At 39.4% G+C, this 11,964-nt stretch carries 7 protein-coding genes and 2 rRNA genes; 1 reads left to right on the top strand and 8 read right to left on the bottom strand.

Annotated elements, in window-relative coordinates; genetic code table 11:
- Positions 1–90 precede the first annotated feature (90 nt).
- The 5 genes from N3A72_04090 to N3A72_04070 all read right to left on the bottom strand — a co-directional run bounded on the left by N3A72_04090 (position 91) and on the right by N3A72_04070 (position 6,212).
- Positions 91–753 (bottom strand): metal-dependent transcriptional regulator, encoded by a 663-nt coding sequence (locus N3A72_04090; GenBank protein MCX7918789.1) that lies wholly within the window; start codon positions 751–753, stop codon positions 91–93.
- 22 nt (positions 754–775) lie between these two features.
- Positions 776–2,779, bottom strand: a complete 2,004-nt coding sequence (gene feoB / locus N3A72_04085; protein MCX7918788.1) for a ferrous iron transport protein B — start codon at positions 2,777–2,779, stop codon at positions 776–778.
- Positions 2,780–2,819: 40 nt separating this feature from the next.
- Positions 2,820–3,323, bottom strand: coding sequence for a transcriptional repressor (locus tag N3A72_04080; protein ID MCX7918787.1), 504 nt, complete (start codon positions 3,321–3,323; stop codon positions 2,820–2,822).
- Positions 3,324–3,689: 366 nt separating this feature from the next.
- Positions 3,690–5,516, bottom strand: coding sequence for an ASKHA domain-containing protein (locus N3A72_04075; protein ID MCX7918786.1), 1,827 nt, complete (start codon positions 5,514–5,516; stop codon positions 3,690–3,692).
- A gap of 126 nt (positions 5,517–5,642) precedes the next feature.
- Positions 5,643–6,212: a hypothetical protein gene (locus tag N3A72_04070; GenBank protein ID MCX7918785.1), complete on the bottom strand. Its 570-nt coding sequence runs from the start codon at positions 6,210–6,212 to the stop codon at positions 5,643–5,645.
- A 373-nt stretch (positions 6,213–6,585) separates the two neighbouring features.
- Here N3A72_04070 and N3A72_04065 point away from each other — a divergent pair, with 373 nt between their 5' ends.
- Positions 6,586–7,188: a protein-L-isoaspartate(D-aspartate) O-methyltransferase gene (locus N3A72_04065; GenBank protein MCX7918784.1), complete on the top strand. Its 603-nt coding sequence runs from the start codon at positions 6,586–6,588 to the stop codon at positions 7,186–7,188.
- A gap of 40 nt (positions 7,189–7,228) precedes the next feature.
- Here N3A72_04065 and N3A72_04060 read toward each other — a convergent pair whose 3' ends face one another.
- The 3 genes from N3A72_04060 to N3A72_04050 all read right to left on the bottom strand — a co-directional run.
- Complete coding sequence (locus tag N3A72_04060) at positions 7,229–11,128, bottom strand: glycosyl hydrolase family 18 protein (protein ID MCX7918783.1); 3,900 nt, start codon at positions 11,126–11,128, stop codon at positions 7,229–7,231.
- A 262-nt stretch (positions 11,129–11,390) separates the two neighbouring features.
- Positions 11,391–11,507: ribosomal RNA gene (rrf, locus tag N3A72_04055) — 5S ribosomal RNA — on the bottom strand.
- Positions 11,508–11,552: 45 nt separating this feature from the next.
- Positions 11,553–11,964: ribosomal RNA gene (locus N3A72_04050) — 23S ribosomal RNA — on the bottom strand; the annotation flags it as partial.

Below are 11,964 nucleotides of genomic sequence, written 5' to 3'. Positions count from 1 at the left end.
CACTGCCTGCCGCTACATAAGATTGGCTAAACCATGGCTTCCCTTTCTTGTTTTATGTTTCTTTTGACTTTTATCTCTAGATTCTAAATTTTATTTACCTGTTCTGCGGACATAAATATGTTCAGCAATTTCCTGTTCCATTGCTAATTGCATTTCTCCAACTTGAATGACGTAGGCGGGATACGTTTGATGGAGCCTAACTTTACTGCCTGGAACTATTCCTACCGTTAATAACCGATGAATTTCGGGATGATTTTGAGTTAATACATAAGCAACTCGTCCAGATTCACCCGTACTCAACCGCGATAACGGAACGATGATACTGGTTATTTGAACTTCTGCGCGACGACAACAATCACCCATCGGAATCTGACTACCATGGGGACATTCTTGTGGATGACCGAGCAAGGTGCAGATGCTTTGTTCTACTTCGAGCGAAATTATATGTTCAAACTCACAAGCATCTGAATCTACCTCTGTTTTTGGACGTTCTAAAATATCTACAAGTAACCGTTCAGCTAATCGCTGTCGCCGAATAATACTTATTGCTTGTTGAATTCCCATCGGAGTTAACTGGATATTGGTGCCACTTTTTTTTATTAGACCATCGTGTTCCATGTAGCGAATTACATCTTCACTGATCTGTTTTGAAATAGGAACAAATTGATCGGGATGTTTTTCCGGATGCAATTTAACCAATTCAAATTGTTCCCAAATTATGCTTAATGCTTCTTCGACCAATTTATTATCCATATAACGATTCTCTCCTCGTTCTTTAAAATCCAATTGATTTTAAGATACTATTTAATAAACCGCTAAAAATAATTGCATACAATATAACACTGCAAAATATTATCATCCCCCACTTGATTCCCTGCTCTTTGATGGTCACGAAAACCTGCGCAATACAGGGAATAAATAAGGTTATCGCAACGGCACTGACTACTATCTGCCGGTTAGATAACAGACCTTGCTGCGCCATAATTAATAATCCGGCAGCGCCATAATCCCGCCGAAGAAATCCAATGAAAAATATTTGGGTAACTTTTTTCGGCAATTCGAGAAATCCAACAACAATTGGGGATGTAAGCTGTTCGAACCAACGTAATACCTGAATCGTATCTAAGAAAAATAAGATTAGTGTACCTAGGATAAATAATGGAACTGCTTCTTTTATGTACCATAGAATTCTCGTCCCAGTCTTCAAAAAAATATTTTTGAATTGAGGTAATCGTAATGGCGGTAGTTCGATCAAAAAATTACTTCGTTTGCCGGGAATAAATTTCTCAGCAACAGCGCCCACGATTAATAGAGAAACAAGAATTGAACTCAACCAAACTAGCATTGCCTGCCAGGATAGAGCACTTAACATTGCTAATATCACACCAAGTTGAGCGGAACACGGTATCGCTAATCCTAATAGAATTATCGCAAGCAGCCGTTCTTTTTTGGTATCTAAAATTCGTGTAGTTAATACTGCCATTGTTCCACAGCCGAGCCCTAAAACTAGTGGAAGCACAGCTTTACCATGGAGACCTATACGACGCAGGATTCGCTGGCTCATAACAGCTAATCGCGGTAAATAACCGGAATCTTCTAGGAACCCAAAAAAAATAAAAAATGCGGTTACAATCGGAAATATTATGGCAAACGCATAGGTTAACGCCATAGTAACTAATCCGTATTCGCCCACTAACAATCGCTGAATAAACGAACTCGGAATGTTGTGATAAACTACTTGCGATATAAATGGATTTAGATATTTGTTGAATACTGTGTTATGCAAAAAGTCCACTCCAACGCCTGCAGCTAGTTTACCAACAAATTGATACATCAGATATAAAATCATGATACCGATTCCAGTTCCCCAAAACGGATGTAGTGTTAATCGATTTAATGCTTCTCGAATAGCGGTGCGTTTTAGTTTAACAAATTTAGCTACCTGATTGACTAACTCCTCTGCAACGCTAGACTGTTTTTCAGTTATTATGATGGACAAAGGTCTTGTAAATGATTCCTGCATCTCATGAATAATAGTTTGGAGTTCAACTTGTTGCGCTTCAGTTAAGCAAATAATCGAAGGGTTATTTTCTAAAATGGTATCATCTCCGCTTAACAACATAATTGCGATACCGCGTTTATTTTGAACTGTCGGTGGTAGCAATAATTGAATTTTTTTTAGCGCAGATTCAATCTTTTCACCGTAGTTTACAGTAAATTTACTATTCCCCCTTATAGGTTGAGTGCTTTGGTTATATTTTAAATTTGATATCGTTGATTTTAGGTCATTAATTCCCTCAGCGGTAATCGCAACCGTTTCTACAACTGGTATTTGGAGTTTTGTTGAAATCGCAGCAACATTTATCTGAATTCCACGTTCTTTCGCTTCATCGGCCATATTGAGGACCAACACCAAAGGAAGTCCTAACTCCAGTAATTGGAATGTTAAGATTAGAGTTCGTTGCAGATTCTTGCTATCTCCAACCTGTACAATATATATGTCCGGACGGGATAACAAAATATTTCGAGTAACGCGTTCGTCTTCCGATTCCGGAATTAGACTATTTATTCCTGGAGTATCAATAATCCGATATTTCTCTCCTCCAAATTTTCCTATGCCATCAGAAATTTCAACCGTGGTCCCCGGATAATTTGATACTGTAACATATTTCCCAGTTAAATGCCGAAAGATAACACTTTTACCGACATTCGGATTTCCAACCAGAACAACCGACGGTAACAAATCGTTAATTGCTATTGATTGCTGATGATGGAACATAACCTATACGGTTAAATATTAAATATTTATTAAATTAAAGCTAGCCACGCGAGCTGAGCTTTTTTGGTTTTTGCGTCTTGACATTTACTGTTTTTTTGGATTTTGTTGATATTTGACATTGTTTACAGTAGCCGTAGATTTCCAATTTATGGTTTTCTGCTTGAAATTCATGTTCTCGAACGATTAGTTCTTGCAACGATTCAATATCGGAATTAACGAACTCAACTGATTTCCCACAGGATAAACAAATTAGATGGTCATGATGCGGATGTGCATAGTGATGTTCGAACCGGGTAATCCCGTCGCTAAAACTTATTTCTCGCGCTAATCCTGCATCAGTTAAAAGTTTTAAGGTTCGATAGACAGTACTATAACCAATACTCGGATGCTTCGGCTTCAGCTGCAAATATAGTTCTTCAGCGGTGATATGCTGTTCTCGTTTTAAAAATGCATTCAATATAATTTCTCGCTGTTTAGTTTTTTTCAACTGCTGATTTCCTAAATGACTGATGAACAGCGCTTTTACATTAGGGTTATGTTTCATCAGATATCCTCCAGTAAAACCTAACTATTGTTATTTGATTTTGAATTTCATATTCAATTCTATAATACATGAGTATTTTTGTCAAATATTATTATCTCGTAATATCAAATAATGTCAAACGCTAAGACCCATAGCTCAATTCAATAGTAAATGCTTAAGAGTTGAGATTATGAAACGCTCTCACTCAATACATGTTTTTTCCATAGTGTTATTCAAATTGAAGACTTGACTAAGCTATGGTTAGTTATGGTTATATACTGGAGTTAGACCGAACGAGTTCATATCTTGTTCGGTCGAAATACAGTATAAATCAATGAGCAAGGGTTATCCAGTTGACGAATAAATGTTAGTCCAAAATGAAGAAGATTAAGCAGGAAAAGATAGCGAATCAGCGAATCGAGATTCGAATTCCGGATGTAACGCAAGTTCAAAATGGCGGGTTTTTTTAGCTATTTCAAGCGTTTCTCTTCTTTTAGCTAACGATAATAGCGCGAGTTTCGCTCCGCAACTTGCGGCATTCCCTATTGAGATAATCTTTTTAGATAATGATTTCGGAATCAATCCAATCGCGAGCACACTTTCCGGAAGAATATAATGACCAAATGCGCCAGCGAGAAGCACTTCATCAATTTGGTCATCACCGATATTAAGCTGCTTTTTTAAGATTTCGATACCGGTCGCAATTGCACTTTTCGCTAGCTGAACCTCACGGATATCTTGTTGTGTTAAATAGATATTCTTGGTTGTACAGATAACAAATTTATTTCCTTTTTTCTCTTCGATAATGCGGTTTTTAATTCGTTCACTGATATTTTTTCTAAGTTCATTTCTACCAATAATCCGTCCGCTAGCATCAATGATCCCAAGATTAACCATGATTGCAACCGCGTCAATAATCCCAGTCCCACAAATTCCGCACGGCGGCTGGTTTTCAATGGTGCTAATCCGAATATCTCCATTTTCAATCCAAACATGGTCAATAGCTCCGCTTGCAGCACGCATTCCTTGTTCAATATGGGCAGCTTCAAATGCAGGACCTGCAGCTGCTGAACAACATAATAGTTCATTTTTATTCCCTAAAACAATTTCACTATTCGTCCCCAAATCAATGATTAACCTTGTTTTTGTCGAATTATGACTATCTGTTGCGAGAATAACTCCTACTGTATCCGCTCCAACAAATCCTGCAATATTTGGTAAAATATAGACAGTTGCTCGCGGATTGACCGATCTTATACGTAACTCTGATGCTGAAACTTCGAATCCAAACTTAAATATCGGAACATAGGGTAAAGTACCTAATGTCGCTGGAGAAAGATTTAAAAATAAATGCTGCATGGTAGTATTGCCAACCACAGTCAATTCATAGATATGATTTCGATTAATTTTGGCTTGTTTACATAGTGTCTGAATGATATGATTAACCACATCAACGATTTTATGATGAAGCTGATTAGTTCCGTTCACTTCCTGTATTGCAAACTGGATACGGGAAACAACATCTGCGCCGAAAATAGATTGCGCATTCATTTCAGCTGATACTGCTAGTTCTTTTCCGGTAGTCAAGTCAAGTAAGGTTCCAACAACAGTGGTCGTTCCGATATCAAATGCTATTCCATAACAATGGTTCACAGTATTTCCCGGTTCGATATCAATGAGTTTTCCATCTGCGGTTAAGGTGACTGTTATTCGATAATTCGATTCCCGCATTACCCGAGATATTTTTGATAAAATGGTTCTATCCTGCTGAAAAGACAAAGTTGCATTCTCTAACTTTTCCGATAGAATTTCCCAATCTGATTTTTGATGAGCGAGATTCGGTGGGTCTAAAATAAGAAAATATTTTTTAATATTTGGGTCCGGTACAATATTAATTTCTAGCCCGGTATGTAATATTTTATGTTGTAATTCCCGAATCGGTTCGGGTATAAAAACTTCAATATCGCGATTAACAAACACCTGACATGCTAGCCGCCAACCTTCCTGCCATTCTTGTTCTGTAAAATATTCCTTCCCAATCGGTGCATCATTATAATCGATGGGCAAAATATGGACTCGACATTTCCCGCAGCTCCCATGACCACCACAGGGAGTATCTAAATATACGCCTGCCAGTTCAGCAGCTTGAATTAGTTTGGTATGTTTAGCTACTTTAATTTTTTTATTATTTGGTTGAAAAATGATATGAACCATTTATTGTATATTATTTGTGTATGGAAACCAACTTTATTATAACTCACTACGTGAATAAAAAAGAGAGTAACGCTACATATTTATTGACGTTACTCTCTTGAATATATTTGGCTATTAAAAATTTATTTAATTCCGCCGTTGCACCCATCTCTTGATTACTGGATCCCATTCCCAATGATATCCTGGTTTAGGAGCAAATGCCGGTTTCGGTGGAATCGGTTCCGGAGGAGGTGGCTTAACGCCAGGCGGTGGTGGCGGTGGTGTAACTATTCTAACTTCCCAATGACCAGGAACCCAAATCTTTTTTACTGGATCCCAAAATCCCGGTACCCAAACTTTCCCTTCAGGAACGATTGTTATTTTAACCCAAGCTCCTTTAATCCACTTTTTTAATACCGGATCCCAATATCCTGGTTTCCATTCAAACGGTCCTTCGGGAGGCGCTGGTCGCAATACCCATTTCCCAGGAACCCATTTCCAATACCTTCTTAATTTAGGAGGCGCTGGTGGTGGACCTGGTGGAGGTGGTGGTACTCCTGGATGCCATGCTACTTTTGGTTCCCAATGCGCGGGTTCCCAAACCCAAACTTTTCCAGCTGGAGGTGGATATGGTGGTTGTCCTTCCTGAGCAAAAACCTGAGCGAATATTCCAAACAGTAAAATTGCTGCCATTAAAAAACTTAAACGCAACTTCATCGTTATCCCCCCTTTCATTTCAAACTATATTTAAATTAATTGGCTGAATAAAGTATACTATCTAATACCTTTTTTTTCAATAGGGAAATTAAGATTTTTTTCTTTTATAAAATGCAAAATTTATACCAATTTTTATTTCTCAGAATTTTCTCGCATTATCTTTGAACGATTTTATTATTTTTCAATAAATAATTCTATGCTAAAATGAAATTAACTATTTACAAAAGGAATAGTATATGTTTAACATTTTTTAAATCCAATGAATAGATATCCTATTTTATTAACAACAATCTGTGTCATTTTTTATTGTCAATCCTGCGGACAAGAAAAACAATCTACAGGCAAGATTGATTATCCTAAATTACGGGAACAAATGGTTCAACAGCAGCTTATCGCACGTGGAATCCAGGATACAACTGTTCTTGCAGTCATGCGAAAAGTTCCTCGACATCTTTTCGTTCCTGAAAAATATCGCGCCGAAGCTTATAATGATTATCCTCTTCCAATTGGAGAAGGACAAACTATTTCCCAACCATATATCGTTGCGTTGATGACAGAATCACTGAAATTAAAGCCACAAGAAAAAGTACTCGAAATTGGTACCGGCTCAGGATATCAAGCAGCAGTATTAGCTGAAATAACGAAAAATGTTTACACTATTGAAATCTTACCGTCATTAGCAACTACTGCAGCGAAACGGTTGACCGAACTTGGATATACTTCCGTTAAAGTAAAATGTGGAGACGGATATCAGGGATGGAAAGAATACGCACCGTTTGATGCGATTATTGTCACCTGTGCACCTGAAGATATCCCAAAAGCGTTGGTTGATCAATTAAAAGATGGCGGACGAATGGTTATCCCGGTTGGAGAAATTCCAAACCAGATGCTTTATTTAGTCGAGAAACGAAAAGGTACAGTTGTACGAAAAGGTATTATCCCGGTACTCTTTGTTCCTATGGTACATGGAAAATAAGTTCTTATTAGAGAGAAATCTGAGCAGATAACGTTATCTTTTACTCAAATAGCCACCAGAATCGATTGACTTCTGTTGCTGCCGGAGTAACCACAAAAGTTACTGGTAAATACTGCGGACTATTTAATGCACCATTAGCGGTAATAGTAATTTGACCATTATATATATCTTGGGTTAATGCCCCAACTTTAACACCTACTTGAGCAGTTTGTACACCGAATGCATCTACTGAGCCTGAAGTAGGATTGATATATAACCACGTCGCATTTGTTGTTGCTGACCAAGTGAAACTTGGCGAACCGTCATTAAATATCTGAATCGTTTTCGGTGCTGGATCAGAACCACCTTGTGATGTGGTAAAGCTCATTGAAGTTGGCAGAATTCGCAAACTCGCTTGCGGCGGAGTAACTACAAAAATTACTGTTACAGTCTGCGGGCTATACAACGCTCCCGAGGCTGTGATAATAACCTGGCCAGTATAGTTCCCATAAGTTAAACTGCCCAGGGTTACCCCAATTTGGACTGTTTGTACTGCGTAAGCATTTACAATCCCAGAAGTTGAACTGATATATAACCACGATCGATTCCAACTCGCTGACCAAGTGAAACTTGGTGAACCATCATTAAATATCTGGAGCGGTTTCGTCGCGGGATTAGAAGTGCCTTGTTGAGTCGTGAAACTCATGGTTGTCGGCAGAATGCGCAAACTCGGTGCTGCTGAAATAGCGCTGATAGTAACATTATCTATCCAAGTTCCTTCCGATGACGTTGGGTTCCCAGCATGATTTTCGCGAAACCCGATTTGGAATGCTCCGGAAATCGGTCCTCCAGCAGGGATTGCCCCGGTGTAAATAGAAATATTATTTATTTTTGCAATAAGTTGATTACTTGCTGGATTGATTGATAACGCAAATGTTGTCCAGCCGCCATCAGGTGCACCAGTTGATGCTCGACTCAACGAACCTAACAGCACCACCTTTTCGGTATCCATATTGTCATTGGTTGCATAAACAAATTCAAATATTCCTGGATGGTCAGGTCGTCCATCGTTCAATCCCACCCCATTGCGGTTCTCATAAATTAACCAATACCCGGTTTCATATCCGCTATAATCATCATAGGTATCGCTAGTAAAGAAAGTGCTACCTTGTCTTCCACAAATTCCGACCGCTATCGCCTGCGTTGTTGCCGTTGATGCAGGAATATAGATTTCCCCGGTAACAGTATATCCGGTACTATTTTGTCCAAGAGCGGCATCGCCGATGAATCCTATTACCCCTCCGCCAGCAGTATCAACGCAACGATATGCATTGCCGCCACTTGGCGATGCTGGTAATCCAGCTGAAGTCGGATTGGTTAAATGAATTGTATCGTAAGTTTGATATAACGAAAATGGTGCCGATGAAAAATCATAATTGCTACCTAATGGAACCGAGTTACCATTTGGAGCACCCGGTGTTGCCGGCATAACGGAAAAATCGTTTCCATTGATGTAAGTATCTTTCCCATCAGGATACCGACCCATAGTATAAGTACTACCTAAACTATTAGTTCCAGTAGCAATTTCACCTAACCACGGATATCCATTCTGTGTAACCCCGAGTGTTTGCTTTCGAATTAAATCATCCAGACCACCAAACGCTTCATATACGACTGAATCATATACACAACCATTAGCCACATTGTAAAGCTGGAGTCCGGTTGGGTCATCATTTGGAATGTTATCTACGGAGGTGCTAAATCCGGATGTATAATCGACATTAGGTGTACCAGGATCACCAATGACGAAATAACCGTATCCAGCACCATCATCGGGAATTGAATATCCGGTTAAATTAAACGATGCAGTAACCGCACCTTGGGTTCGTTCGAAAATGCGAAGTTGCATTCCGTTCGGAAATGGACCTGCTGGTCCATAAATTTCAATAAACTCTTGTGCAGGATTGGCATATCGGAATTCGTTGATTACATAGTTCTTTCCACTAGGATTCGTATGGAGATAAGACAATTCATCAAAATAAACTGAACCAGAACCTGCACCGCCTCCTTCTATCAGGAATCCGATAAACGCGATATCTTTTGTACCAGTAGTAGATGAATCAAGAATTCCGTCCCCGTCAATAAACGCTGGTTCATTAGTATTATAAGCATGAATCTGTGTCGGGTCGGTTAAATCCCATTCCATTAATTGCCAACCAACTGTGGTGAGTGAAATCGGATTTGATTTTTCTAATTCACGCTGGTTATCCATCAGAATCATTGCAACTGACCGACCAGAATATACGCTGGGTATATAAAGATACGCACGAAATTTAGAGTTTCTATCCGTATATGCTTTAGCCGAATTGATATCTGTTACCGTAGTATCAGACCCATCATTGAGTATCTCATGTCGGAAAAATAGTTTGTTACCGGAAGCATTTTCAAAATCAAAGGTTACTTGCATTGCTTTATCCGAATTAGCTGGTTTACCTGTTCCTGCTGGAGCAGCTGCAATAGCACGGGCGGAATCGCTATCAGTATCACCGATAGTATCCGGCGATTCGTTCGGGTCACGCCATCGTAAATCTAAATCTACCAAACCATTCTGCGCTTCAAATTTTTCAAATAAATAGTTTCGTTCACCTGGTGGCGTAAAAATTTCCTCACAGAGTTGATATGGTTGACCATACGTTCTTGTTCGAGAGACAACCGATTTTGTTATCGGGTCATACGATGTCCCTTCACATAACCAGTATAATGACCAAAACCCTACTCCACGTAGACGTTTTCCATTATGAATTCCACTAGAATCTTGCCAACTTTTCGTTAGGCGAATTTTATATTCTAACGATTCCATATCATCCCAAGTAACACAATGCGTGGTACTGCTCGTATAAGTATACCAAGCTACTTCATCACCGCGTCGATAATTATTGATGTATGGTCCGCCATAAGTCGGCTCTAATGTGGTATCATATAATCCATCTGAAAACCCAATTGAAGTTGCGCTCGTTCCGGTACCATTATATACATTGGTTCCTGTCCAATCTCGACCATATAGTGAAATAACTAGAACACACTTATCAGCAGGTAATCCAGCATCAAGATAATTATTCACTTGGGGTACAAAATTATCGCAATCAGAAATTGCATGTGCGGTTAACCCTGAACCCCAATCGTAACAACTATATAGCATATAATCTATATAATCTTTTATTGCAGGAATATCCCAATAAGTAGAACTATAAATCGCATGCGTATAAACACTCAACTCTTTCGGTGGATTCACCGATTTTAATGCTGTGTAGAGGTCTTTAATAAACTGGGTTATCCCATTTCTTGTCGTTGTATTCCAACTAAATTCTAAATCAAGACTAACCCCAGCACAATAGGAATCAGTGGTAACTTCCGCCATAATATTGTTAATCAGAGTTCGGCGTAATGTTGAATTCTGCATTACAATAGGTAGTGTCGTATCATCATCAAAATTTTTATTACGCACCACCATTACTACTTTTACACCGTTGAGCTGCGCTGCACCACCAGATTTAAATGCTGTTGGACGATTATCCCATGAAGTTAAATTGATATTTCCAGTTGAATCAAAATCAATAAATGTATATCCGATATGAGTTAACGCATGCCAGCGATAATGATATTCATAACCATCGACCTGCTGATATCCGAAGACAATACAATTCGTATCCGTACTTGGAGCACCGGCACTCACTATTGGCGGAACAAATTCTGGTCTCGGTTGTTTTAAAGCTTCCTGAATTTCTGGTTCTAATTCGATTTTGAGTCCTTTAGTCATATCATAGTGTTCACCATGGATAGAATGCGTTTGGATAACCGCACCATCTGTTTGGGTGGATTGTATCATAAATTCTTGAGCATAACTAGGAATAAACAATACTACAAAACTTATACCTAATATCAGGAATAAGATTCTCTTCATTATATTTCTCCGGTGATAAAAGAAGTCAATGGATTGATCATAATCTATTAAAAGGCTTATTCATCATACCTCATTCCATTGTATATTTTTATTAGTATATCACAAAGACATAGAATTTAGCCACAATAGTAATTGACGAATAATGAAACCAAGTTAAGGGTGCATCATTTTTAGAAATATTAGATGAAAACCGAGTTCCACAGCCGAAAAGATAAATAAAAAACGCCATTAGCATAATTTCTAATGGCGTTGATCAATAAAATCCCGGCAACGGCCTACTCTCACGCGCAGTCTCCCACGCACTACCATCGGCGCTGAAGGGCTTAACTTCCGTGTTCGGGATGGGAACGGGTGTTTCCCCTTCGCTATAGTCACCGGGAAAATGGATTTCGTTTCATTCGTTATTGAAGCCAGAGCAAATAATATGGTCAAGCCGCACGACGGATTAGTACGGATAAGCTCAGTAGATTACTCTACTTACACATTCCGCCTATCAAACTCGTAGTCTTCGAGTCGTCTTCAGGGTTCTGATGTTGCCACCAGAACACGGGAGAATTTATCTTGGGAGCAGCTTCATGCTTAGATGCCTTCAGCGCTTATCCCATCCGAACATGGCTACCCAGCTGTGCCGCTGGCGCGACAACTGGTGCACCAGAGGTTCGTCCATCCCGGTCCTCTCGTACTAAGGACAGCTCCTCTCAAATTTCCTACGCCCGCGACGGATAGGGACCGAACTGTCTCACGACGTTCTGAACCCAGCTCGCGTGCCGCTTTAATGGGCGAACAGCCCAACCCTTGGGACCTACTTCAGCCCCAGGACTGTCTCTTATACACAT

Source organism: bacterium (genome assembly GCA_026416715.1).
Lineage (GTDB): Bacteria > UBP4 > UBA4092 > JAOAEQ01 > JAOAEQ01 > JAOAEQ01.
This window is presented reverse-complemented; position numbering and strand designations above follow the sequence as displayed.

Coding starts and splice junctions, on each gene's coding strand:
- N3A72_04090 (MCX7918789.1), bottom strand. CDS start 753: ATGGATAATAAATTGGTCGAAGAAGCATTAAGCATAATTTGGGAACAA.
- feoB (MCX7918788.1), bottom strand. CDS start 2,779: ATGTTCCATCATCAGCAATCAATAGCAATTAACGATTTGTTACCGTCG.
- N3A72_04080 (MCX7918787.1), bottom strand. CDS start 3,323: ATGAAACATAACCCTAATGTAAAAGCGCTGTTCATCAGTCATTTAGGA.
- N3A72_04075 (MCX7918786.1), bottom strand. CDS start 5,516: ATGGTTCATATCATTTTTCAACCAAATAATAAAAAAATTAAAGTAGCT.
- N3A72_04070 (MCX7918785.1), bottom strand. CDS start 6,212: ATGAAGTTGCGTTTAAGTTTTTTAATGGCAGCAATTTTACTGTTTGGA.
- N3A72_04065 (MCX7918784.1), top strand. CDS start 6,586: ATGGTTCAACAGCAGCTTATCGCACGTGGAATCCAGGATACAACTGTT.
- N3A72_04060 (MCX7918783.1), bottom strand. CDS start 11,128: ATGAAGAGAATCTTATTCCTGATATTAGGTATAAGTTTTGTAGTATTG.